Source organism: Bacillus cereus group sp. BfR-BA-01331 (genome assembly GCF_022663915.1).
Lineage (GTDB): Bacteria > Bacillota > Bacilli > Bacillales > Bacillaceae_G > Bacillus_A > Bacillus_A mycoides.
Genome location: NZ_JAKUGJ010000014.1, coordinates 69,511 through 94,901, shown reverse-complemented (window position 1 = coordinate 94,901; position 25,391 = coordinate 69,511). Strand labels below are relative to the sequence as shown.

The following is a 25,391-nucleotide window of genomic DNA, read 5'->3' as shown; positions in this document are numbered from 1 at the left end:
CTACAAATTAAAACAATGAAGACAACCTTTCTCCCCTTACTCTATAAACTTTCAAATGTTCCTCTAATTCTCTCCCGTCACCAAATAGACTCATCGTCTTTTTAACGAAGTTCCAATTTAAACTACCGGATAACCATAGCAACGAAGAAAGTCTTTTATAATCATTTGAAGTTAAAATGTTATTAGCTTTATACCCTTCTAAAAATGCTCTAGCAACTTCCGGACATACTTTATGCGACTGTATTCCTTTCGTTCGAGAGTACCATTTTATTAAAAAGGCTAACCCTTCAATACGGTCAACATAACTAATAGATTCAAAATCTACAATTCCTTTTACCTGTTGACTTGAGCCCCATAAAACATTCAAAGGATTTAAGTCTGTTTGTACAATAAACTCTAATTCACTCGTATATGCGCAGTCTATATGATATTTAGCAAGATCTATATACTCCCGCAATTCCTTACATGCGCTTGTCTTGCTTTCTAGCATATTAATAAACTCAACATACCCATCCAAATGAGATTTCTTCTGAAAAATCGCGCTTTGAAATGCACTAGAAATATCATGAACCTTTCTTGCTTCCTTTCCAAATGCTTCTGCGATAGCTTCCGTACAGAGTGTAATATGTTCTCCTTCAATCCAATTAGACAATATAAATCGGTATTGTTCATCATTCCAAGCGACTAATGTAAATGACTCCCCTGACCTATTTTTATTAATTTGCATAAAAAGGACTCCATGCTCGCGTAAATAATACGTAAAACGTACTTGCTCTATCAGTTGTTCGTTTGATAACGCCCCAAAAGCTGGATTGATTGTTCGCTTGCTATTGATAAACCGTGCGGAATATCGCTTTCCATTCACCATAATTTTATAGTGTAAATCTGTATTCCAGCTATTTTTATGTAGCTCTTCTTCCACTGCTAGTGAATGAATTTCTTTAAAATAATTTATTAATACGTCTTTTATTATGTGTTTCACCCTTTTTTCCTTTCATGTGAAAAAATTTTTATTACACGCTATTTTTTATGATTACTATCTCGATTACTCTAAAAACCAAAATTTTATTCATTGTTAATTACCAATAGTGTTTTTTTCTATATATAAATTTAATAGAGACAGACTACCATTCTAACTATATCATTCTTACATAATATTCTGCATTCGTTGAGATAGTTGTTGTAAACCAATGCAGTAGTGACTATGTATAGAAAAAGAGCCAATCCCCTATACAATAGAAAATTGGCTCTTTCCTTTATTTACTCCCCTGTTTCAGAAAATCGTTTTATACGTTCCCCAATTTCATCGCGAACACGTTGAAATTCAGACCATTCTTTTCCTGCTGGATCATCAAATCCCCAGTGAACACGATTCACATGCGGAGGTGTCGAAGGACAAACAGAATCCGCATGACTACAAAGGGTAACAACTAAATCAGCACTATTTAAAATGTTTGCATCAATCATATCTGATGTTTGATTCGTTATGTCGATATTTACTTCTTTCATCGCTTTAATAGCATTTGGATTTACTCCGTGTGCTTCGATTCCTGCAGAATATACATTCCACTTATCTCCTAAATATTGTTTGCCCCATGCTTCTGCCATTTGGCTTCGGCATGAATTTCCTGTGCATAAGAAATAGATTGTCTTTTTGTTTTCCATGTTGTTTTCCGCCTTTGTTTTAAATTATACTGGTTGATCATTAAAATATTTACGCTTAAACCAAAAAGCGACGTTTACAAGTGCAATCATTACAGGTACTTCAACTAACGGTCCGATAACAGCTGCAAATGCTGCGCCTGAATGAATACCAAACACACCGACAGCCACAGCAATCGCTAACTCAAAGTTATTACTACCTGCTGTAAATGCTAACGTTGTAGTCACCGGGTAGTTTGCACCAATTTTTCTTCCCATAAAGAAAGAAACAAAAAACATCACAATAAAATAAATCAATAAAGGTATCGCTATGCGTACTACATCTAATGGTACGCTAACAATCATTTCCCCTTTTAAAGAGAACATAACGATGATTGTAAATAGTAATGCAAGTAATGTAAGTGGACTAATCTTAGGTATAAACACCTTTTCATACCACTGTCTTCCTTTTAACTTAACGAGTACAAAACGTGTCAACATACCTGCTATAAAAGGAATTCCCAAATAGATAAATACTGATTTCGCTACTTCTACCATTGTAATATCGACAGTAGCCCCTTCAATTCCTAACCATCCTGGAATTACTGTTACAAACACGTATGCATAAACGGAGAAGAATAACATCTGGAATACCGAGTTAAAAGCTACTAAACCTGCCGCATACTCTTTATCCCCATCAGCAAGGTCGTTCCAAACAATTACCATTGCAATACAACGTGCTAAACCGATCATAATGAGCCCGACCATGTATTCTGGCTTATCTGGAAGAAAAATAATTGCTAAAACAAACATAAGTACAGGTCCAATAATCCAGTTTTGTACTAAAGATAAAACCAATACTTTTACATCTTTAAATACTCGGCCCATTTCCTCGTAGCGAACTTTCGCCAACGGTGGATACATCATGACAATTAAACCAACAGCGAGCGGGATGGACGTCGTTCCAACTTGTAATGTATTCAGGCCGTCTACTACACTAGGAAACACAAACCCTAAACCAATCCCAACAGCCATAGCTAGAAAAATCCATAGTGTTAAATATCGATCTAGAAAAGATAAACGTTTCATTTTAGTTTCCATCTCCTATTAACAACAAGAATTTTTTTCTACTACGTTAGAAGTCGTGCAACAAGATGGATCTTCAACTTTATGAACATCGCTATGTGCTTTTGTATAAAAGAATTCCCACTCGTTTCCATCAGGATCCGTTACCCAAAACTTATCTTGAACCGCATAGCAACAAGTCGTATCCATCTCATCACGTGCAAAGAACCCTTCTTTTTCTAATCTTTCTTTATGAAATGTAATTTCTTCAGCTGTATCCACTTGGAAACCAAAATGATTTACCTGATTTCCCTTCACTTCATCTCGTACGTTTAGCGTAAAATTAAGCCCTGGATTCTCTAATAAAAATTTTGCATAATCCATTTTCACCTTAACTGGTGACACACCAAATACCTTTTCGTAAAATTCAATAGACTTCTCTAAATTCGTAACATTTATACCAACGTGAACATATCTCATAGCTTATTCCTCCTCTTTACATGTTATTAATCAATTTTTTTTGATTAATAGTACAAAATTTTAACAGCAGCTACCTTTGCCTGTTTTTCTAAAGATACAACATAATTCTTCTGATAATAAATTATTTACTTCCGCATCATTTAAATCATAATAACTCCACGTACCCTTTGTTTCTTTTACAATTAAACCTGCATCTAATAAGATTTTCAAATGATACGACAACTTAGATTGCGTCATTTCGAAAACCTCTGTTAGATCACACACACAAGTCTGGCCGCGCTGGCAAAGTTCATACATAATCTCTAAACGTTTCTGATCAGCCAACGCTTTAAATTTCTTCTCATAGAGCTGAAAATCTTGTGCCACTGTAGTTCACTCTCCTTTCATCAACTTTTTTTGATATTTATAGTATATACGCAGTTTAGTTCTTTATGCAACTGATTAATCGATTTTTTTTGATTAATATAACCTTCTTTTCTTTCCCATAATTGTACAAGTCCATAACAATTCACTTCGATAATGAAAGAAGAAAAATGAACCTAACACCGGTCCAGATACAGCACCGATATTATTCGCTGTAACAAAAGTGGCAAAGACGACCCTTCTATCCTTTTCTGGTACTATATCAGCTATCATTGCAGAACTTGCTGGACTGTATATTGCCCCACTAATTCCAATACCGATATAGGCTAAATAGTTAATCCAATGCGAATGAGATAAGGAAAAAACTGCAAACATTGCTACTTGTATGATTGTGCCTAATAGCATGACAGGGCGGCGTCCTAATCGATCAGCTAAATATCCACCTAACAAATTACCGATTATGCCTACAAGAGGTATAATTGCCATTAAAATTCCGCCAATAGTTTTGCCAAAAGCATCGCTATAGTATATGGCCATAAACGGAAAATACATCCAAAACAATGTATTGAACATAGTCTCGCCAATCAATCTAGTTTTTAAATTCCGGTCCCATGATAACCATTTCAACGTGATACATCCCCTATTTTAACTTGTCAAATATTCACTATACATTCTATAAACTTTCAGTCCAAGGAAAATATAATAACATAAAGTGAATTTATTTTACAAATTAATATAGGAATCTAAACTTCGTGCGCGAGAAAACCTGTTTCATGTCCAGCTATATTATGCTGCAGTTGGAAACTAGCACTCCTACCAATAAGCTCAACGTTCTTAATGCGTAAAACTCTTGGTTATCAAACTCCGGATAGATAAAACAGGCATAGTCCATATGCATTGATAATGGGCCAATGGAGTCTTTTAGGGAACTATTAAGTGCGAGAAATATTACTTACATAAATACGATACGTTTGAGGAAATAAATCAAGCGATATACGAGTACATTCAGTTTTATTATTATGACATTCCAAAAACGACTAAACGGCCTCATCCCCATGGAATATAGAACTAAAGCCGCTTAGGGTATTTTATTAATTCCCCTGTCTACTTGACAGGGGGGCTGTTCAGAATTGACTCTTCCTCTACTTACTAATACAGATAGATTTTCTCCTCTTTTTTTATAAACTCTCAAATGTTCTACTAATTCTCTCTCGTCACCTAATAGACGCATCGTCTTTTTAACAAAATTCCAATTTAAACTGCCGGATAACCATAGTAACGAAGAAAGTCTTTTATAATTATTTGAAGTTAAAATGTTACTAGCTTTATACCCTTCTAAAAATGCTCTAGCAACTTCCGAACATACTACATGTGACTCTATTCCTTTCGTTCGAGAGTACCATTTTATTAAAAAGGCTAGTCCTTCAATACGATCAACATATCCAATCGATTCAAAATCTATAATTCCTTTTACACATTGATTTGAATCCCATATGACATTTAAAGGATTTAAATCTGTTTGTACAATAAACTCCAAACCATTCGTATGTGCGCATTCTAAATGATACTTAGCTAGATCCATATACCTCTGCAATCCCTTACATGTACCACCCTTATTTTCTAACAACTTTATAAACTCACCATATCCATCTAAATGAGATTTCTTTTGAAAAATCGAGCTTTGAAATGTACTAGAAATATCATGTATCTTTCTTGCTTCCTTTCCAAAGGCTTCTGCGATAGTTTCTGTACAATGAGTAATATGTTCCCCTTCAATCCAAGTAGACAATACAAACCGGTACTGTTCCTCATTCCAAGTGACTAATGTAAATGAATCTCCCGCCCTATTCTCCTTAATCTGCATAAATGGTATTCCATGCTCTCGTAAATAATACGTAAACCGTACTTGCTCTTTCAATTGTTCATTTGATAACGTCCCAAAGGCCGGATTGATTGTTCGATTGCTATTCATAAACCGTGCAGAATACCGATTTCCATTCACCATGATTTTATAGTGTAGATCTGTATGCCAACTGTCCTTATGTAATTCTTCTTCCAGTACTAATGAATGAATTTCTTTAAAATAATTCATTAATACATCTTTTATTATGTGTTTCACACTATTTTCCTTCCATGTAAAAATCTTTGGTGAGAGGTTTGTAAAGTACATCTAATTTACTCAAATGGATGCCATTTACTTAAATGTACTATACCATTCTCCTCTTTTTTCTCCCTCAATCTAACGAAATCTATTATTTTTTAATTCTACACCAAGACCTTCAACTCTTCCTCATATTCTGTAAGTGCCTCATCTAAAATTGCTAATCCATCATCAATCTGATCTTTGTTTATAGAAAGCGGTGGAATCATTCGAATTACTTCACTTGAATTTCCACAGAAGTAAAATAGTACACCTTTTTTTAATGCGATGTCTAATATTTTAAATAATCCCTCACCATTAGGTGTACCTGTTTCAGGGCTAATAATTTCAATTCCAATCATTAACCCAACAGCTCGTATACTTCCAATAACAGAATGTTTTTGTTTTAAGTTATACAATTTCCGAACTGCGTAAGCACCCATTTCTTTCGCATTTTCAACCAACCGTTCTTCTTTCATTACCTCAAGAGTTGCCAGTGCCGCTGCACATGCAATTGGATTCCCTCCGAAAGTTGTACCATGTGTTCCTAATGGCCACTGCTGCATCAACTCTTTTGACGCAACCGTTGCACTAAGAGGTAATCCTGATGCAATTCCTTTTGCGATTGCCATAATATCTGGTGTTACTCCAAATGTTTGTGCTGCAAACCATTCACCTGTACGACCAAATCCTGTTTGTACTTCATCAAAGATTAATAGAATTCCATGCTGATTACAAATTTCACGAACTTTCTTTAGCCATCCAGCTGGTGGAACAATATATCCCCCTTCCCCTAGCACAGGCTCTACAATTACACATGCAACCTCTTCTGGTGTAACTTGATGATTAAACAGAGTTTCAAAATCTCTTTCTAGTTTTTCAACACAGTGTTCCTCAGGATCAATCCCTTCCGGACAACCTTTAATATTTGCATATGGAATTTGATACGTTAGCCCATTAGGTTGCAAAAACTTACGATATTTACTTTTGGAAGTTGTTACACTTAATGCCCCCATTGATCGCCCATGGAAACACCCTAAAAAAGAAATAACATATGGTCTTTTCGTCACATATTTTGCTAACTTAATCGCCCCTTCAATCGCTTCTGTGCCACTATTTGCAAAAAAGAAACAATCTAATTTAGGAGGCAATACCTTCCCAAGTTCTTCCGCAAGACATAAAATTGACTCATACATGATAACTCCAGATGGGCCGTGAGTCAGACACTCTGCACTATCCTTAATTGCTTGTACGACCTTTGGGTGACGATGTCCAACATTGGTCGTTGCAATACCTGATGTAAAATCAAGGTATTTCCTCCCATCTAGCCCAAAATAGTAACATCCTTCTTCTTTCACGACCGGTAAATTCGGATGGTCTTTTGCCATACTTGGTGCTAGTAATTGTGGCATTCTTTCAATTAAATGATTCCAATTTGTAGTCATTTGAACTCCTCCTTATCATTGTGCATCAGTTTCCCATTGCATATAAAAATCATTGATTCATCTGTTTATGCATCTACATCTACATCTGCATTTGTATGCTGTTCTTTCCACTCTTCATACTTTTCAAATTCTGGTGACGTTAAATACGAAATGATGAAAATTGATAAAACACTACATGCCATCCCATATAAGATTGGATCTGTAGCCGAAAGACCTTGTACAATTAAACCAACTATCGTGACAATTGCACTTAAAATAATAGAGTAAAATGCCGCTTTGTCTGTTACGCGTTTCCAAAACAGCCCTAAAATTATCGGAAAGAATACCGATCCAGATAATATTGCATATGCAACATCTAACGCTACAATAACATCCTGAATCCAGACAGCACTAACCATTACGAATATTCCGATAATTAACGTTAAAATTCTTGAAGTTCTAATTACATCCTTTTCACTCATATTCTTAGATGTAGTACTTTTTATTATGTCGTTTACAATTAATGTTGAAGACGCTAATAGTGTTGCAGATGCAGTTGACATAAGAGCTGAAACAACACTTGCAATGACAATCCCTAATAAGCCTACTGGTAAAATTGTAATGGCCATTGTTATAAACGCACTTTGTGGATCACTTAAATTCGGAAAAACTACAGCAGCGCACATGCCAATTATACTGATTGCAACAGCATATAAAAGACAGTATACCCCTGCGCCAATTGTACCTTTTTTCGCAATCCCTGCAGTCTTGGCAGTAAAAATCCGCTGCCATATATCTTGGCCGATTAGTACCCCTAAACAATATAAGAGAAAGTACGAGAAAATTTTATCTCCACCAATGTTGGCTATTTCAAAATAACTATGTGGTAATTTTTCTTGAAGAGCAGACCAACCTCCAGCCTTATCTAAACTAAGAGGTAACATAATTGCAAATACTCCAATTGTCATTACAATAAACTGAAATATATCGGTCATCGTTACAGACCACATGCCCCCCAGTAATGTATACATAACAACTACACTACCGCCTAATAACATACAAAGTTTAATATCCCATCCTAGTAGTACATTTAATATAGTCCCCATTCCAATTACTTGCGTTACAGTAATCATCGTTACATATATAAATGTAATCAATGAAGTAATCACTCTTGTTTGTGAATTAAAACGTAATCCTAACAGTTCACTGATTGTAATTATTTTAAATCTTGATACTTTTTTCACTAAAAATATTCCTAATAGAATAATTCCGATTCCAATCATAACAACGAGCCATATCCCTGAAATACCAAATTCATATCCTAATCTTGCAGTTCCAATTGTAGATGCCCCACCAAGAATTACTGCGGCTAAACAGGCTAGATACATCACTAAACCTAAACTACGACCAGCAACCATAAAATCTTCAGATGTTTTTGCTTTCCTTGCCCCTATAAAACCAATACCAATAATAATTATAAAATAACCAGCCATTAGTAATATATCTACTGTATTCATAACATCCTCCTTTTCAATACATACTATTTTAGCCTTACTAAATTACGTCTTTTTTGCATCGCTACAAGAGTAATCATTTCATATGCAATACTTGATGCTGCAATTGCTGTAATTTCTCCACTATCATACGCAGGTAACACTTCGACTAAGTCAAATCCAGCAATATGTAATCCATCTAATCCTTGCATAAGTTCCACTGCTTCAATCGTTGTAGGTCCACCAATTTCAGGCGTTCCCGTTCCGGGTGCGTATGCAGGATCTATAAAATCAATATCAAATGAAACGAAAGTTACTGCATCCTTTACTCGTTCATGAATTCTCCGTAACACTTCTGTATATCCAATTTTCCGCACTTCTCTCATTGGAATAACTTCAAAACCTAACTCTCTTGCATCCTCTATATCATTTGGTCCATACAAAGGACCACGCATTCCTACTTGAATAGAATGATCGACATTAATAAGCCCTTCTTCAACCGCCCGTCGAAATGGAGTTCCATGCATATATTTTTCTCCATAGTAATGATCCCATGTATCACTATGCGAATCAAAATGAACAAGAGCTATAGGGCCAAATTGCTTTGCGAATGCTCTTAAATTTCCTAATGAAATAGAATGATCCCCGCCTAATATAATAGGTACAATCCTTTTTTCTAATAAAGGTGCTAAACCTTCTACGATGTTGTCATATGTACGATGAATATTACCAGGTACAATATCTAAATCTCCATAGTCTACCCCTGAACAATAATCAAAAATATCAATTGCTTGATCTGGATTATATGGACGTAATAAACTTGAAAAATTCCGAATATGATTCGGTCCTAAACGCGCTCCCACACGATACGACTGTGCAGTATCAAAAGGAATCCCTAGCACTGCAAAATCTACATTTTCAGTAGTATTTTTTTGTTCTAGTCTCATAAACGTTTTCACTCCACAAAAACGAGGTGACATAGCAGAATCCTTAGGTTTATACATCTTCTCACTCCTACCATTTATTTTTCTACAACTTTAAATAAAATAAATCTTACATTAGAGTATTCTTTGCCTCATACTCACTCATAAAGGTTGACTTATCAATTTATCCCCTACTTATTTTTCTTGTGCTAAATCTTAAAGTATTGAAAATAAGTATTTATATATAAGGCAATATTCTCTCCTCCTTTGTATTGTTTATTAATGCAAATATCATGCCAATTTAGAAAAAAAGAAGAAGATGGACAAAAATGTTTCATCCATCTTCTCACCATTCATAACTTCAATTTATCTTATACTTCTTCAATTTTCTTACTACAGAGGGCTGACTTATCGCTAAATTCTCTGCTATTTTCACAGTCGTTTTATATTTTCTCTTAGCATCAAATAATACTTGCTTCTCTACCATTTCTAGTATTTCTGTAAGAGTTTGAGACGACTTTTTAACGAATTCATCACCACTCTTAGATTTATAGTAATCTGGTATATTTTCAATCGTAATAAGCTTTGAATGTGATGTAATCACGAGCCGTTCTATTATATTCATTAATTCTCTTACATTTCCTTTCCACTTTTGCTGTAATAAAATTTGTATGACCGCCTGATCCAATTCCCTCTCCCTTTTATATTGAGTACAAAATTTATTCAAAAATAAATAAATCAAATTCATAATATCTTGAGGTCGTTCACGTAATGGAGGAATCAAAATTGGTACAACGTATAAACGAAAATATAAATCTTGTCTAAATTTTTTATTCTCTACCAGCTTTTCTAAATCGCGATTTGTTGCGACAATAAGACGAAAATCTGCATTCTTCAGCTTTGTTCCACCAACTCGATAAAATTGTCTTTCTTCAATTAGCTTAAGAAGTTTTACTTGTTGTTCAAGTGAAAGCTCTCCTACTTCATCAAGAAACAAAGTTCCCCCATGAGCAAGTTCTGCAAATCCGGGTTTCCCATTTTTTTTCGCCCCTGTAAAAGAGCCAGCTTCATACCCAAAGAATTCAGCCTCAAATAAAGACTCAGGTATAGCAGCACAATTGACTTCAATAAAAGGTCCATATGTTCTTGGACTTTTATCATGAATATAACGAGCAATAGCTGTTTTTCCTACTCCTGATTCTCCAAGTAGAACTGTATTTACATCCACCTCTGCAACTTGATGTATTGTCTCCATTGCTTTATACATAGCAGGATCATCAGCAATTAACCCTACTGATGTAATTTTTTCACGCAGTGCAAGTTGAGCTTCCTCTTTCACACGTTCCAGTTCCTCTTGCATATGATCTAAATATTTCTGAATTTCTATCAAATCCGAAACATCATAAGAGTAGCTTACAACTCGATATACTTCACCTTCCTCATCCAATAGGGGTACTCCTGTTACTAGCAATTTATTTCCTGTCTTTGTAAGCTGAACAACTGTGATTTTCTCTTTTTTTTGTATGATTAACGGTGTCACAATCGGAGTAATAATACCTGTTCGTTCCAATTCATAAATAGAAGCACCGATTAAACTTTCATACTTAATTCCATATCTATCAGCGGTAAATTGTGTCGCTTTTAGAATCGTCCCATTTACATCTGTTACGATTAAATCATCCATTAAAGATTCCAATATCGTCTCTGTTTCAGAAATAAATTCTGTATATAACAATTTTTCACCACCATTCAAAATAAAGAAAATTCAGTCTATTTATTAATGAATATTTTATTTGATTTTGTATAGAAATGTAAAGCATAAGTTTTCTCATATTATTTTTCTTGCTCTTGATACAACAAAAAAACCTCCCATTTTCAATTTATCTCCCACCTACTCACTAGGCTGTGACCCTTCAAGTTCCTTGAGGAAGGAGTCTTATTAGCTAAATCGAGGCGAAAAATAGTGAGCTAAAGCATAGACACGGGTATGATGTGGCATCTTCCTCGGGTATGATTGGTATGCAAATACAAGGGGCGATGGTCATATTCGCAGTTAATTTAAAACGAATCATGACCTTAATGAAAGAAACAAGGTAAAAAAGCATAAGAAAAAGGCGACTTTCCGTTCAAGTTTGAACGAAAAGTCACCTTTTTGCATTGTACATATGTTTTACGAAAGGAAAAACGTAAGTTTTTCCTTTCGTAAAACCCGCTCCTTTTAATCATCTATCCCTGATTCCTCTGCGCCTCTCTAAACTCTTCTTTAACCTTCTCTAACAACCCTTCTTCCGTAATTAATCGATAGGCTGTATTCGCTAGTGCTTTTGCGGATGTAATTAGCGCTTTATCTCCTAATTCTGAACGTGCTGCTTCTCTAAATTCATTCGTATGCGCAATTAAGTCATCTGGTCCGATTTTAATGTACGGATGAATTGTCGGTACGACTTGGCTTACGTTTCCTGCATCTGTTGAGCCAATTCCTACTCTTTCTTTACGGTTTACGTCTTCACCTAATAGTTCTAGTTCATCGGCTACGACGTCATTAAATGTTTTTGTCACGAGCAATTCATCAATTTCATTTTGGAATTGATGAATTTTTACTTTTGTGCCTGTTGCTAACGCTGCTCCTTGTGCGATGTTTTTTACTTTCTCTGTTACTTCCGCACATCTTTTTCGCGTTGCTGCTCGGATGAAGAACCTTGCTGCGGCGTAGTCAGGAATAATATTCGGTGCTTTCCCGCCTTCAGTAATAACTCCGTGAATTTTCACATCTGACGGAAGTTGTTGGCGAAGTGCATTAATACTGTTATACAGCTGGATAATCGCATCTAATGCGTTAATTCCTTCTTCTGGTGAAGCTGCTGCGTGAGCTGTTTTTCCGTAAAAATGAAAATCAAGTGGATCGACCGCTAGTGATGGGCTCGTTGGAGCTGTTTTTCCGCTCGGATGAATCATAAGCGCCGCATCAATATTTTTAAATAAGCCAGCTTTCACATAACTCGATTTTGCGCTACCATTTGGCCCGCCTTCTTCTGCCGGTGTTCCGAACACGACAACTTCTCCGCCAATTTCTTCCAGCGTTTCTGATAATGCGATCGCTGCTGCAACGCTAATTGTACCAATTAAATTGTGACCACACGCATGACCGAGTCCTGGTAAAGCGTCATACTCCGCTAAAAATGCGATAACTGGTCCTTGTTTCCCTGAACTTTTTCGTGCGATAAATCCTGTTTCATGCCCAGCTATATTGTGCTGCAACTGAAATCCTGCGCTTCCTAACAACAAACTTAACGTTCTTGATGCGTAAAATTCTTGGTTACCAATCTCCGGATTCGCATGAATATTATGACTTGTTTCTATGTACTTTTCCTTATTTCTTTCTATACTCTCTTCAATTGTTTTTCTTTGTGACGTTACTCCTGTCGCTCCCATTTTTCTTCCCCCTTATATTTTCACGTAAAAAAGCCTCTTTCTAAAAGATAGAAAGAGGCTTCTGTATATACAGTCAAAATGAGCTTCTTTCTTATCTTTCAAGTTACCTTGCTGGAATTGGCACAGTATTCATAAAGAATCCGCTGCCGAGGTGTCATAGGGCCAGTCCCTCAACCTCTCGTGATAAGAATTTTCATAAAATTATATTAAATTATTTTCATTCTAAGTTCATTCCAGGCAAAAGTCAAGGAATTCCTATCTGAATTTACCGAATATCTAAAAACCCTTTTAATACGCCAATTGTTTCAGGTGCTTGTAATCTTGCACATATGTACGGAAATTCCATACTACCTTCAAACATCATTTGAGATGTAAGAGGTGCTCCTGCCCAAAAGATTTCATCATCGATTACGATAAACGGGAATGCTTTATTTTGTCTTTGTAACTTTACATTTTTTAACGGAACTGGTCCATCACTATACACTGTTATTTGCGCATTTGTACGCATTAACGCTTGCCATACTCGCTTATCCACTTGCTTTGTACTTGGAAGTGAAATAATAATTTTTCGTTTTGCGGCTAAAATATCTTTCAATAACCCTTTCGGCTCTTCAAGATTCATTTCCATAAACCAGCGTAAACGTTTCGAAATTTTCCGCTCCCACAATTGTCTTGATGTCGTGCGATCATATACATCTCCGTGACGTTCTATATGAGCTGTTAATTGTGATAACGCTTGTTTCCTCGAAAGGTTTTTACGCATATAATGGCAATCTGATAATTGAATGAACTTCCCCCTCGCCCTTGTCACTGCTACATTGACGAGGCGATGGTTTTTATGATCAAAGAATAACACGCCAGGGCGTTCTTGCGGATAACTATCTACCGTATCAAAGATCATCATATCTCTTTCAGACCCTTGAAACTTATGAACTGTCGCCGCTAAAACTGGTATGTTTTGATATTTCGTTTTCTGCAACATTTCTCTAATGCACGTTGATAAAAAGCGGGACTGTGCCCTGTAAGGCGTAACTACACCGATAGATTGAACACCGTCTAACAATCCAATTAACATCATTTGCATCGCTACTAAACCAGACATAATATTAAAACGAGAACCGGAAGCGGCGTCTTTTAAAGAAAAGGCTCCCATTAAGCTCGTATCAAATAAAACACTCGCCTCATTTGCGAACGGTTGCAGTTTCGCAAGTTCTTTACGCTCTGAAACAGATGGATGATCGTATACTCTATTTTTATAAATAAATGAATTCGTAAACTTCGATATATCCGTATGCATACGTCTTTGCTCCTGCAGCATAAAAAGGTTGGGATGTGCTTCTGATTTATTTACAGAATCAACAATCCCTGCATGGTAAAACATATCTTCGCCAAGCCATTTGCGAACGAGTTCATGGTTCGCCATCGCAATTGGAGGTAATTGTAAAAAGTCCCCACAAACGACAATACGTTTTCCAAGTGAAGCAGCTAATGCAATTTGCGGCACATATGCCATACTCACTTCATCTACGACAACTAAATCAAATGTACGCTCATAAATAAGTGAATCAATGGCACATTTTGATAAAGTCGCACCGATTACTTTCGCATTTTCAATGTATTCTTTTTCTACTTCTTTAATTTTCGCTTTTTGCTTTCGAAGATCACTTTCAATCTCTTGTATACGCTTCTTATCAGCAGAAGTCGCTTTATATGATAAAATCTTTTCACGAAGATCTTGTCGTGTCTCTTCTAAATAGAGTCTTTCTTCTCCCCAAGATCCGTTCGTCGTTTCAACTAACTTCGACGCAAGTAACGTTTCATGATTTCGTATATGTTCATGTTGACTATAACCGTAACGAACAATTTCACCAGGCGTCCATTTCTTCTTCTTCTCAATTTGCTTCGTTACTTCACTCATTAATACGTCTACTGCCGCATTACTATGAGCTAGCACAAGTACCGATTTTCCTTTTTGATAATGAGCAGAAATAATACGCGATAAATTGTAAGACTTCCCTGTTCCCGGTGGTCCCCACACGTACGTTGTCGGATTGTAAAATGAACGATACGCCAATTCATTTTTCGTATTTTTCATCTTTTCAATATGTTTCGGACTGCTAGTCCCATCAACAAGACGCTTTATACGATTACGTTTTAGCTTATCTTTATGTGCCTCTTTCAATCGCTCTTGTAGTTGCTCTAAAAGCTGCCACGGTTCACTATATAACACAGCTTCTCTTATTTCACCTTGTATATAATCATTTAACTTCAATTCGATTTCTAATCCATGTACAGATAATACTTCCCCCGTCGCTTCCTCACCATCGAATTCAATTCGAATCGGTGAACCTTCAGGTAAACTCACTTCCGAAATAAGCTGAAATACGTATACTGTACTTTCATAATCTGTATATAAAAAACGACCGTTCATGATAGAGATTTTACTACCACCTATCGTTTTCCAATGTTTAATTTCATATGCTAACGCATAATGCCACTCTTTCATCGTTTCCGATAATGAAGGAGTTTGAGTAGGTGTATTCATCGTATAATCTCCTTCCTTCTCCCCAAACATACTTTCTCACTATACCATATAACAAGCTAAAATTTGTAAGGTTTTTATCTTGCTTATTTTCTTAATTTTCAATAATATATTGTATATAATTTTCAGAAAGAAGGAAGGAATCTACATGCCAGTTAGAAGAATCGAACACGTTGGACTTATGGTTACAAACTTAGAAACATCTATCTCATTTTATGAAGAAGTAGTCGGCTTACAACTCATTAAACGTATGGGACATCCAAATCCAGACTTAAAACTCGCTTTTTTAGGTGTGGAAGAATCGAAAGAAACGATACTTGAACTAATTGAAGGTTACAACTCTTCCCTTCCGGCAGAAGGAAAAGTACATCACATTTGCTTTAAAGTGGATTCATTAGAAGATGAAATCAAAAGGATACAAAAACATGGAGTAACGTTTTTACTAGGAGAAGAAATCGAAACATTACCAGATGGAACACGTTACATATTCTTCGCTGGCCCTGATGGGGAATGGATTGAGTTTTTTGAGACGGAGAGATAAAGTAACACTTTAATCAGGTGGGTGTCCATTCCTCCTTTTTTATCCCACACCAATCGGGCTTTTACGGGCAGCAGGGCTCCCACCTAACTTCTTTGCTCCAGCTGAATTTTGAGGTGGGAGTTTTATTGCCCACAAATAGCGGGATAAAAGTAACTGCCGTATTTGTTGGAAGAATCCTATTAAGTATTATCTTTTTCATAAACGGAATGGCTTTAGGACTGCAACGAAATTGGCTAGAGCCTCCCTATGAAACAGAATGGAATTTCTTTATAAAGTCTTTATTAAATGGAAAAACTGATGCACTTATACACTTGTTGCTTCTAATTATTATCGTTACTTTCGACTTAATAATTATATTTTGTTATATAAATAAAAAGAAATAGAGTGTTTTCCCTATTTCTTTCTTTACTAGGGTACCGCCCATAACCATCAACCTAAGAAAAGCGCATACCCCAAAACGAAAAAAATGACCTGAATTCTCATAAATAACTGTTGTAGTGATATAAGATTTTCGTTTTAGGGATACTTCAAAATATTAGCTTGATGAACATGGGGACGAGCCCCTAAAATACAATTCCACTAGAAATTTTTTCGCTATATTCTCTTTTATTTATGATAGTTGATTAACAACACTTTCTAAAAATTTGTCTACCTTTTCTTTTGATGTATCCGGTGTATGATAACCAATCGTAAATGTAAGTCTTCCATTATAAGAGCTTGCACCCATTGAAAAGAATGGCGCATACATAATGGGTGATGTCATATACCCGTCCTCAGCTTGAACTTCACCAAACTGAATAGGTTCATCAGCGATCACCCCGAAATTTGTCAGTAACGGCAACGCCATCCCCATCTGTAAAGCCTGCTCGTATTGCTGATTATACATTTCCTTCACCACAGATAGCTTCATACCTGCCAGTAGCTCCATTCCTGCTGCTGAAGAAAGACCTGGATTTTGAGACTTTATTTTATCCATTGATTGTTTAATTCGAACGAGAGTCTGATTAAATGATTCATCATCCTCCATTTTAATCACTGGCATTTCCATGCCGGATAAGTTGCAAATAGCACCAGTTGTATAATTAGGCAGATATCGACGTAAATCAATTGTTAAACCGATCATTTTTTCTGCGGTGCGAGGTTCTGCATACACAGTGAAATGTGATAAAGCTCGGAAGTATGCAGTCATGATTACATCATTCAAGGTAGCCTGTTGTGCTTTTGTCCATTGGGTTAGACGTAGAGATTGCTCATGGCTCAACCGCCGTACGGACATTTGAGGGGATTTATTTTTGTTGGGTTGAGATGGAAAAGACCATAACGATGCCTGTTGTTCTTGGTTAGGACGATACGCGCTTTTTATGTCCGATATTCCAGCATATTTGAATACATGTGATTGATCTCGAAAACTCTCATTTCCCTCACCAAATTCCTTCATAATTTGATTCTTAGATTGTCCCAAGGAAAGTTTAGTATAAATTGCTCCAAGCAAATTAATATATTCCTTGACCCCTGCGCCATCTGAACATAGATGAGATAATTTCACAACTAACATATCTGTTGTAGTGCCTCGTAATAATTTTGTTTGAACCATAGGCCCCTGAATACGATCACCGGGTTCCTTAATAAAATCTATTGCCATTATTTCAAGTTCTTGATTATTTCCTTCTGCAAAAAGGCAAATAGGTGAGTTAGTGGCAGATGATTGTTCCTCCCAGTAAGGAATATCATTTTCTACAAACCGACTGTTCAAAACCGGCTGCAATTGTAACGTTATCCTTACTGATTGTTCAAGTATTTCCTTTGATATACCTACAGGAAAATAAAGAACTGCATTAATTTGTTGATCTGCAGAATAAAGACCTAATACATAATTCATTCGATCTTGAGGTGTTACTGAAAACTTTCTTTGTTCCATAATTTCGTCCCCCTTTTAAGACTTTTTTTGTATAACCTTATTCTCCATATGGTTGTAAATTTTCTTCAAGAGTAAATAAGTATTATTTTTCGAATTTTTCACAAAAGTATCTTTTCCGTACTGGTTCCATTCTTTTTACAGCTCTTTGTAGGTGATATAACCATTATTTCATTATTATTAACACCTCCTATCCCTCTTTAAAACCAAACGAAAATTGATTTAGTTTATATATATACAAACATTTTATAATGTTGTTTGGTAATTATCAATAAAAATAAATTATTTTTATGTCTGTTAATAAAAAACAATAATATAATACGTTTAGGTGTTACTTCATAATAAAAGGTTGATGGGCATGGAGGACCACCAACCTTTTATCATATTGCTTTAGATGTTTGTATTCATTATTACATTGTTTACAAATAACTCCTGTTTGCACTTGTATCACCTCATCATTTTCACACTAACTAGGTCTTCATAAAGTGAAACTTTAATCAGTGGGGGGTTTTGTCTATCCCCACTGATTATTAGCCTTCGCCAATCGAGCGTTTACGGGCAGCAGGGCTCCCACCTATCTTCTTTGTTCCAGCTGAATTTTGAGGTCAAATAGCAAAAAAAGGAGCCGGAATTTTGGCCCCTTTTTTCGCAAGTGCAGCAACGGTTTAAACACTAGTAACAATTAAACATACCCCTTTCTACATGCTTTCTAACAACATAAACACACAACTTCCCCCTTTATTTTACCCTCTAAAATGAAACTTTCGTTTCATAATAACAGCAAAAAACCTTACCTTTGATAGTAAGGCTTTTTGTAATCGGATAAGACAATATTCATCTTAAAATATAATAACGTATGCAAATCAACCCCACGGCTCTCCATGTGTATATTGTATACTACTTGTTGTATTAACCTTTGTTTGGTCCGTTGAAACATTTACTCCATTTAATAGCACGACTGTTATTATTAATCCAATTGTACTGTTTATGATTCTTTTCATTTTAAAGCCCCTTTCTGAAAACCTTTTTCTTTTTCTTTATAGCCTAAATAGAAGTATTCACTAGATTTTATTGAATTTCCTTCTTTATGATATTTAACCGCTAATTTTTCAGCATATTCCTGGACATATTGCCATAAACCCACTTCATTAAAGAAAGAAATGCCATTAGAAATAGCTACCTCTAATTTTTCAGCAGAAACATTCTCATTCATTTCTTTTAGAATTGTAAAATGATGTTTATATTCTTTTTGTTCTAGTTCATTACAGATTACTAATCCTTTTTCAATTAGGGACGCTGCAAGCTTTGTTTCTCCTAACTTAAAATTCTCTCTAGCTTCCAAAAAAATCGCTCTAAAGTGATTCGGGATTTTTTGTGATACTTCTGATAAATAACGAAGTGCTAACTCAGATAGATCTTGTTCTGCATACATAACCCCTAAACTATGCCGAACTCGTAACATTAACTCTTCTTCATTCTGCTTTTTCAAAATATCCAGAGACGACATAAAATAAACTTCTGCCTGTTCAAATTCATTTAACTTTATACATGCTAAACCCAGAACATTGTCACATGCTGCAACCTTCCTGTTACACCCGTACAGCCCTTCAAATGTATTTCTTGCTCTAGTTGCATATTGAATTACTAAAATAGGCTGGCAAACATGGTAATAATAGTTGGATAGCTTAAAGTTAAATTCTGCTTTTTCGATTGGATCCTGAATATTTTCCAACAGTGATTCAGCTATCCCATAATGCTTTTCAGCCACTTTAAAATCGCCGTTTATCGTAGCATGAGAAGCCTTAAAGAAATGGTAATAATATAATAAAGATTCATCCGATGGAACTTCATCTAACTTCATTTTTCTTAGATCATTCTTAGATATATCAGATTGATTGGGATAAAACTCTGCACTTAACATTTTAAACCTAAAATGTAAAAGTGAATAATACTCTGTATTCTTTTGATCTTCTTCCATGCTATTAACTTTTGTATCAATACTTTGTTTTAATTCCTTTGCCTTAACGAAATTCTGCGAACGAATTTCTCGATACCACTCATTTAAAAGTAAAGTAATTTCTTCTTTTTTTATTGTATGTACACTCATATGGTCCCTTCTCCTTTACCTATAGATTACTAACATAATAACAAAAAACAGCTCAAAAAACATTTAATTTTCTGAATATTATTACTCAAAAAAACTTTCTCAATAAAATCCCATCATTTTTACTCTTTAAACTTATAGCTTGTTCCTTATTCTTTTCTATTAGGGGTACCGCCACACATCTATCAACTTAAGCGATTAATTGTCCCAAAACGAAAAAGATGAGTGTATTTCTTAACTTGATAGCGATGTAGCTGGTCCCCTTTTAGACTAATAAAGTATAAATGTGAAAAAACTCATAACAAATTTTGTTAGGAGTTTTTTTAAATACGTGATATTTTATTTTTCAATATTTCTTCAGTCTTCCTTATTGATTTCTATTGTGCCTGTTCTAGCACTAACCTTTAAAATATTTAATAGATTCTCAGGTGTCTTGATTTCCACTTCATATTCAAATTTAGATTGTGCTAAGTTGTCATCTTCTAATTCGAATTCTTTTTTTACATTAATAATTTCTCCATTTGTATGAGCTAAAGAAATTTCACGAACTTGTTTCTCTGTATAGTTTTCATTCTTTTTCGCATAATTGTAGCCCATACCATAATATCCACCAACAATAGCAATACCGCTTACTAAAATAGCAATTACACTTATAATTATTTTCTTTTTATGTTTTAACATTTTCATCCACTCCTTAATGATTAATCATCTATTCCAAATCTTGCTTCAAGTGCATTTTCTGCTTGCTCTAATTGATCTTCAAGTATATCTTGTTCTCTTTCTTGTATTTGATATTGTTCAACAGTTATCGTTCCAGCGTGATAATCTGCTTCTAGCTGATCATCAGATAGATCTATCTTGTCATCTAATTGGTCAATTTCTTTTTTTGCTGCTAAGTACGTATTTAAGTTATCTTCTTTTGCTCCAACTGGTTTCGTATTATTTGCCTTTTCTATAATAGATGTGACTTCGTTTTTGAAATTTTGTGTTTGCTTAGTATCATTCATAGCAGGCCCTGTTTTGTGTGGTTCTTGTTGTAGTTGAGCACCTTCTTTTTGTGATGTATCGTTTTCTACTTTCAGTTGTTGTACTTCTGTATCGTTATCAGCTTGAGTCGAACAAGCTGTTAAAAATAAACAAGACATTGCTCCAATCATCATCCATTTTCCCATTATGTTCTCCCCCCTTTACATGTGCACCTTATCCATGTCTTTATATTACTGAACAAACATTAAAGGAAGATTAATGTGCCAAAAAATAAAATGATATAATTAAATAGTTTCTAATCTTTCTTTAATGTTTTGAAATTATAGTGATACATATAAATAAGAAGAAAAGGAGAATGTTAATGCGAGTTCTTATTGTCGAAGATGAACAAGACTTACAAAATATATTAGTAAAACGATTAAATGCAGAATATTATAGTGTCGATGCATGTGGGAATGGAGAAGATGCCTTGAATTATATAAACATGGCTACCTACGATTTGATTGTGCTTGACATTATGATTCCCGGAATAGATGGTTTACAAGTATTACAAAGATTACGTGCGGACAATAATACAACTCCTGTCTTGCTTCTTACAGCTAAAGATACAATTGATGATCGCGTAACAGGACTCGACTTAGGTGCGGACGATTATTTAGTAAAGCCCTTTGCTTTTGATGAGCTGTTAGCAAGAATTCGAGTGTTGATGCGAAGAAAAACAGGAAATACATCTAATGTGTTTGAAATCGCTGACCTAGTGGTGGATTGCAATATGCATAAAGTAACAAGAGGAGATCAAGTTATCAATCTTTCCAGTAAAGAATTTGCTATTTTAGAATATATGATTCGTAATAAAGAAGTTGTGTTGACACGAGATAAAATTGAGCAACATGTGTGGAATTACGACTATGAAGGTGGCTCGAATATTATTGATGTTTACGTCCGCTATCTTCGCAAAAAAATTGATAGCCAGTTTGAAAAGAAGTTAATTCATACAGTACGAGGAACTGGTTACGTATTGCGAGTAGAATCATGAAAAGACTATCAATAAAAATGAGAGTGACCCTATGGTATACGGGGCTAGTTGTAATTATTATGGCACTCGTGTTAGCTTTTATTTTAACTTCTTCAGATAAAGTTTTGCTTTTTAATATGAAAAATCAATTGAAGAGCACAGTAAAAGAAAGTGTTGAAGATATCGAATATAAGCATGGGCAGTTAAAGATTGACGATGAATTTGAAGCCTTAGAAGATGGAGTAAATATCATCATTTATAGTAAACAAGGTGAGCTGCTGGCAGGACATAATCCAACAACCTTTAATAAAAAGGTATCGCTTAAATCCGATGAAATACAAACCATTAAAGACGGTAATAAGGAATGGATAGTATATGATTTTCTCCATAATGTAGGCGGCGATGAGCAAGTCTGGGTTCGTGGCATAATGACCATGAATCAATTATCATCGACCATGAATACGCTTATTGTGGTAACACTCATCTCATTTCCATTACTTATTCTCATTGCAGCAGCGGGAGGATATTTTATTACGCAAAGAGCGTTTCGACCTGTGCAACAAATGAGTGATTCAGCCAGTGAAATTGGTGATGGTAAAGACCTTTCGAAGAGAATTAATTTACAAGGTTCATCGAAAGACGAAATGTATCATTTAGCACAAACCTTTGACAAAATGTTTGAGCGATTGGAGACATCATTCGAAAGTGAAAAACAATTTACATCTGACGCATCTCATGAATTAAGAACACCAACATCTGTTATTATTTCGCAATGCGAATACGCTTTATCGCAGAGGAATAATCCGAAAGAAATGGAAGAATCGTTAGAAGTAATTTTAAGGCAATCGCGTAAAATGTCCGCGTTAATCTCGCAACTCTTATTATTAGCACGAGTTGACCAAGAAAAGCATAATACTTTTCAATTTGAATGTATCAATATGAGTGAATTAACGGAAATCGTTGTAGAAGAGCTTTCATTAATGGTTCAAGAAGCTTCGATTAATATAACAACACATATAGAGGAAGACCTGTTTATTAAAGCAGATCAAACATTGATGATGCGTTTATTAATGAATTTACTAACGAATGCGATTGCTTATAGCAAAGCGAACGGCACTGTGAATATGCAACTGTTCCGGGATGAAACCAACATAATAGGTAAAGTCTCCGATAATGGCATAGGCATCAGCGAGCAACATATTGCGAAAATATGGGACCGCTTCTATCGAGTTGACGCAGCACGAACATCTTCAAACAATGGAAACACAGGTTTAGGATTGTCGATGGTAAAATGGATTATAGAACTACACGGAGGAGAAATTACCGTTGAAAGTGAATTAGGAGAAGGCAGTACTTTTACATTTAAACTACCTATTGAAAACCGAGCATAATGTATGCTCGGTTTTAGCTTTAGAATACAGATTGATTAAAAAGCTCTCTTCAGTCCTTATTTAAAAGTAAATACAAAAACTCCATTTTGAAAAAAAGCGATCAAAATGGAGTTACTCTTTTTAGCTATATATGAGATGTTATAAAACCATCTACTTAAATCTATTTTCCAAGTATACCATTCAACAATCTGGAATATTCTAATCAACACAATCACTCATTTAACTAAAAAAATTGGTTAATTGCATAACGCTCTTCTGACTTTCCTTGCGAAAATTAGTGGATCATCAACGTCTTCGATATTAACGTAAATTAAATTTGGATCATCACATAACCACTCATTGTGTATAGACGAAACAATTATTCCTTGTTTAATAATTGTAGCAACAAATTCAGTAACTTCCTTTTGTAAGAGTGCTACCCGCCCTAGACATAATGCCCGTCCAGTTTTATTATCTCGTGATTCGAATGAGAAGGAAGTTGTTACTCTAAAACGTTTTCCTAATATTGTTGCTTGTATTTCATCTCGATTTATTGTTGCCACGCATTTTCCACCGGCGAATCCTTCTTGGCCGCCGATAATTCTTGCAAACTGTTGACAAATTGATTCCTCATTAATCGCCATACCTTCAATCATCTCCCCTTTTACTGTTAGGTTATGAATGAATACATAGGTATGAAACGGTAATGAATCTATTCTATTACAAAAAAGATGATGGCAATCTAACGAAATCTATTAGCTCAATTATTCTTGATTATTTGAATTAACTCGGCTATATATGTTAAGACATTTTTAGAGAGCATAAAAAAGACACCCTAAGGTGCCATCCTCCGACTTGAGAATCATATCTATGTATGGAGAAATTTAGAAAAGACAAATACAAAAGAGAAGGTTCTAACTATAATTTATAGAGCTCTTATACCATGAATTACTTACATACATATTTCCTTATTTACCCGAAGAAGAATCCCCGTTATATTACTTTCTGATCAGTCTCGTTAAAGCCATCCCAATAAATCCAGCACCCATCCCTATTAGCCATCCAGCATGAGTATCACCTAATATAGATCCCACTCCTCCGCCAAGAAACATGCAGCCAACGAATACTAACCCCCCAATTCCCCAATTCGGTCGTTCCATAATTCAATCACATCCTTTCAATAAAACATATGCTTTTAGCTATCTAAACTTTCTTGCATAGGATAGTTAATTATTTTGCTTAGGTTTAGCACTTCAGGGAATTCAAAAGATGCGGAGATTGGCCGATTTGAAAGGATTTAACCTTGTCATTAGAGGATACATAAAAACCTGACAATTACTCAAAATAGATCATGCACTATGAAATAAAGTGAAACTTTAATCAGCTCCCAACAAACTTCTGTACCCAACTAAATTTTGAGGTGGGAGTTTTACTTTCCACAAATAGTAAGAGGCTAAATATATAGTAAAACCCCAGAAATCCAAAGGTCTCTGGGGCTTCATTATATATTTAGCTCTTTTTGCTTTTTGTTTTGTTTATGTCTATGCAGCAATTTTCGACTTATGAGAGAAATCAGTAATAAGATCAGTATTAGTACGAAAAGTTGCATAAATGATAAATCAAAATATTTAGCACCTGTAACTATTAAAAGTGTAGAAATTGTACCTTTTACAATGAAAAAAATAATAATCCATAATCCGCCTTTTTTCCAGTTCATTTTTATTTTACCCTTTCCTACGTTTTAATTCTTACATGGGACACCTTAATAGAAATCTATTATATTAATAAAAAAGTAAACTTTTTCACAAAAATCATGTCCAATTACATGTGACGACTTCATAATAAATGAAAATGATATTCAGTGTCAATTTTATTGACTATTTGAATATCTATTTATCATCTCAATCTCTTTCTACTTCGTTTCTTATAGGCAATGAACTCTTGTTTTCAAACAAA

The 25,391-nt window shown here is 35.1% G+C and carries 24 protein-coding genes, 3 pseudogenes and 1 riboswitch; of the genes and pseudogenes, 5 read left to right on the top strand and 22 right to left on the bottom strand.

The annotated features are described in order from the left end of the window. Positions 1 to 7: 7 nt before the first annotated feature. The 12 genes and pseudogenes from MR155_RS21580 to MR155_RS21530 all read right to left on the bottom strand — a co-directional run bounded on the left by MR155_RS21580 (position 8) and on the right by MR155_RS21530 (position 11,264). The gene (locus MR155_RS21580) at positions 8 to 982 is read right to left on the bottom strand and encodes a phosphotransferase enzyme family protein (RefSeq protein ID WP_219303031.1); all 975 of its coding nucleotides are present in this window, start codon (positions 980 to 982) and stop codon (positions 8 to 10) included. Between the two features lie 278 nt (positions 983 to 1,260). Then, a complete protein-coding gene (arsC, locus tag MR155_RS21575) occupies positions 1,261 to 1,665 on the bottom strand; it encodes an arsenate reductase (thioredoxin) (RefSeq protein ID WP_088265418.1) in 405 nt (134 codons plus the stop codon). A gap of 24 nt (positions 1,666 to 1,689) precedes the next feature. Next, entirely contained in the window at positions 1,690 to 2,730 is a 1,041-nt protein-coding gene (arsB, locus tag MR155_RS21570) for an ACR3 family arsenite efflux transporter (protein ID WP_002084645.1), read from the bottom strand. 18 nt (positions 2,731 to 2,748) lie between these two features. Further along, complete coding sequence (locus MR155_RS21565; RefSeq protein WP_219303033.1) at positions 2,749 to 3,186, bottom strand: ArsI/CadI family heavy metal resistance metalloenzyme; 438 nt, start codon at positions 3,184 to 3,186, stop codon at positions 2,749 to 2,751. A 60-nt stretch (positions 3,187 to 3,246) separates the two neighbouring features. Further along, the gene (gene arsR / locus MR155_RS21560) at positions 3,247 to 3,552 is read right to left on the bottom strand and encodes an arsenical resistance operon transcriptional regulator ArsR (protein ID WP_000046018.1); all 306 of its coding nucleotides are present in this window, start codon (positions 3,550 to 3,552) and stop codon (positions 3,247 to 3,249) included. Between the two features lie 117 nt (positions 3,553 to 3,669). After that, positions 3,670 to 4,176, bottom strand: a pseudogene (locus tag MR155_RS21555) (MFS transporter); the annotation flags it as partial. 122 nt (positions 4,177 to 4,298) lie between these two features. Further along, positions 4,299 to 4,417 (bottom strand): annotated as a pseudogene (locus MR155_RS32275) (amidohydrolase); the annotation flags it as partial. Positions 4,418 to 4,627: 210 nt separating this feature from the next. Further along, the gene (locus MR155_RS21550; RefSeq protein WP_242311051.1) at positions 4,628 to 5,668 is read right to left on the bottom strand and encodes a phosphotransferase enzyme family protein; all 1,041 of its coding nucleotides are present in this window, start codon (positions 5,666 to 5,668) and stop codon (positions 4,628 to 4,630) included. 146 nt (positions 5,669 to 5,814) lie between these two features. Next, the gene (locus MR155_RS21545; protein ID WP_219303037.1) at positions 5,815 to 7,134 is read right to left on the bottom strand and encodes an aspartate aminotransferase family protein; all 1,320 of its coding nucleotides are present in this window, start codon (positions 7,132 to 7,134) and stop codon (positions 5,815 to 5,817) included. 65 nt (positions 7,135 to 7,199) lie between these two features. Continuing rightward, positions 7,200 to 8,630: a sodium:solute symporter family protein gene (locus MR155_RS21540; protein ID WP_113935853.1), complete on the bottom strand. Its 1,431-nt coding sequence runs from the start codon at positions 8,628 to 8,630 to the stop codon at positions 7,200 to 7,202. Between the two features lie 23 nt (positions 8,631 to 8,653). Next, on the bottom strand, positions 8,654 to 9,610 hold the full coding sequence (gene speB, locus MR155_RS21535) for an agmatinase (RefSeq protein ID WP_242311050.1): 957 nt from the start codon (positions 9,608 to 9,610) through the stop codon (positions 8,654 to 8,656). 280 nt (positions 9,611 to 9,890) lie between these two features. After that, complete coding sequence (locus MR155_RS21530) at positions 9,891 to 11,264, bottom strand: sigma-54 interaction domain-containing protein (protein WP_242311049.1); 1,374 nt, start codon at positions 11,262 to 11,264, stop codon at positions 9,891 to 9,893. 212 nt (positions 11,265 to 11,476) lie between these two features. Between MR155_RS21530 and MR155_RS21525 the strand changes: the two are divergent. After that, a pseudogene (locus tag MR155_RS21525) lies at positions 11,477 to 11,626 on the top strand (IS5/IS1182 family transposase); the annotation flags it as partial. A 129-nt stretch (positions 11,627 to 11,755) separates the two neighbouring features. On the opposite strand, the gene MR155_RS21520 reads toward MR155_RS21525, so the two are convergent. Together MR155_RS21520 and MR155_RS21515 are read right to left on the bottom strand one after the other, a co-directional pair. Beyond that, positions 11,756 to 12,961: a M20 family metallopeptidase gene (locus MR155_RS21520; RefSeq protein ID WP_242311048.1), complete on the bottom strand. Its 1,206-nt coding sequence runs from the start codon at positions 12,959 to 12,961 to the stop codon at positions 11,756 to 11,758. Between the two features lie 88 nt (positions 12,962 to 13,049). After that, positions 13,050 to 13,151: riboswitch (SAM riboswitch) on the bottom strand. 75 nt (positions 13,152 to 13,226) lie between these two features. Then, complete coding sequence (locus MR155_RS21515) at positions 13,227 to 15,536, bottom strand: AAA domain-containing protein (RefSeq protein ID WP_242311047.1); 2,310 nt, start codon at positions 15,534 to 15,536, stop codon at positions 13,227 to 13,229. Positions 15,537 to 15,651: 115 nt separating this feature from the next. On the opposite strand from MR155_RS21515, the gene MR155_RS21510 reads away from it, so the two are divergent. Together MR155_RS21510 and MR155_RS21505 are read left to right on the top strand one after the other, a co-directional pair. Beyond that, positions 15,652 to 16,044: a VOC family protein gene (locus MR155_RS21510; protein WP_242311046.1), complete on the top strand. Its 393-nt coding sequence runs from the start codon at positions 15,652 to 15,654 to the stop codon at positions 16,042 to 16,044. Between the two features lie 125 nt (positions 16,045 to 16,169). Further along, entirely contained in the window at positions 16,170 to 16,427 is a 258-nt protein-coding gene (locus MR155_RS21505; protein WP_396027177.1) for a hypothetical protein, read from the top strand. Positions 16,428 to 16,654: 227 nt separating this feature from the next. On the opposite strand, the gene MR155_RS21500 is transcribed toward MR155_RS21505, so the two are convergent. From MR155_RS21500 to MR155_RS21480, 5 genes are all read right to left on the bottom strand, one after another. Beyond that, on the bottom strand, positions 16,655 to 17,962 hold the full coding sequence (locus MR155_RS21500; RefSeq protein WP_242311044.1) for a condensation domain-containing protein: 1,308 nt from the start codon (positions 17,960 to 17,962) through the stop codon (positions 16,655 to 16,657). 860 nt (positions 17,963 to 18,822) lie between these two features. Continuing rightward, the gene (locus MR155_RS21495) at positions 18,823 to 18,960 is read right to left on the bottom strand and encodes a Phr family secreted Rap phosphatase inhibitor (RefSeq protein ID WP_088078878.1); all 138 of its coding nucleotides are present in this window, start codon (positions 18,958 to 18,960) and stop codon (positions 18,823 to 18,825) included. Then, positions 18,957 to 20,066: a response regulator aspartate phosphatase gene (locus MR155_RS21490; RefSeq protein ID WP_242311043.1), complete on the bottom strand. Its 1,110-nt coding sequence runs from the start codon at positions 20,064 to 20,066 to the stop codon at positions 18,957 to 18,959. Before MR155_RS21490 ends, MR155_RS21495 begins: the two co-directional genes overlap by 4 nt. A 354-nt stretch (positions 20,067 to 20,420) precedes the next feature. Continuing rightward, entirely contained in the window at positions 20,421 to 20,744 is a 324-nt protein-coding gene (locus tag MR155_RS21485) for a PepSY domain-containing protein (RefSeq protein WP_002084636.1), read from the bottom strand. A 20-nt stretch (positions 20,745 to 20,764) separates the two neighbouring features. Next, positions 20,765 to 21,235 (bottom strand): hypothetical protein, encoded by a 471-nt coding sequence (locus tag MR155_RS21480; protein WP_242311042.1) that lies wholly within the window; start codon positions 21,233 to 21,235, stop codon positions 20,765 to 20,767. Positions 21,236 to 21,411: 176 nt separating this feature from the next. Between MR155_RS21480 and MR155_RS21475 the strand changes: the two genes are divergently transcribed. Both MR155_RS21475 and MR155_RS21470 read left to right on the top strand, forming a co-directional pair. Continuing rightward, positions 21,412 to 22,086 carry a response regulator transcription factor gene (locus MR155_RS21475; RefSeq protein ID WP_242311059.1) on the top strand — a complete coding sequence of 225 codons (675 nt, stop codon included), beginning with the start codon at positions 21,412 to 21,414 and terminating at the stop codon, positions 22,084 to 22,086. Then, the gene (locus MR155_RS21470) at positions 22,083 to 23,456 is read left to right on the top strand and encodes a sensor histidine kinase (RefSeq protein ID WP_242311041.1); all 1,374 of its coding nucleotides are present in this window, start codon (positions 22,083 to 22,085) and stop codon (positions 23,454 to 23,456) included. Before MR155_RS21475 ends, MR155_RS21470 begins: the two co-directional genes overlap by 4 nt. A 236-nt stretch (positions 23,457 to 23,692) precedes the next feature. On the opposite strand, the gene MR155_RS21465 is transcribed toward MR155_RS21470, so the two are convergent. The 3 genes from MR155_RS21465 to MR155_RS21455 all read right to left on the bottom strand — a co-directional run bounded on the left by MR155_RS21465 (position 23,693) and on the right by MR155_RS21455 (position 25,152). Continuing rightward, the gene (locus MR155_RS21465) at positions 23,693 to 24,091 is read right to left on the bottom strand and encodes a DUF1259 domain-containing protein (RefSeq protein ID WP_003190280.1); all 399 of its coding nucleotides are present in this window, start codon (positions 24,089 to 24,091) and stop codon (positions 23,693 to 23,695) included. Between the two features lie 342 nt (positions 24,092 to 24,433). Then, positions 24,434 to 24,595, bottom strand: coding sequence for a hypothetical protein (locus MR155_RS21460; protein ID WP_000441003.1), 162 nt, complete (start codon positions 24,593 to 24,595; stop codon positions 24,434 to 24,436). 341 nt (positions 24,596 to 24,936) lie between these two features. Next, positions 24,937 to 25,152 carry a hypothetical protein gene (locus MR155_RS21455; RefSeq protein WP_002017170.1) on the bottom strand — a complete coding sequence of 72 codons (216 nt, stop codon included), beginning with the start codon at positions 25,150 to 25,152 and terminating at the stop codon, positions 24,937 to 24,939. Between the last annotated feature and the right edge of the window lie 239 nt (positions 25,153 to 25,391).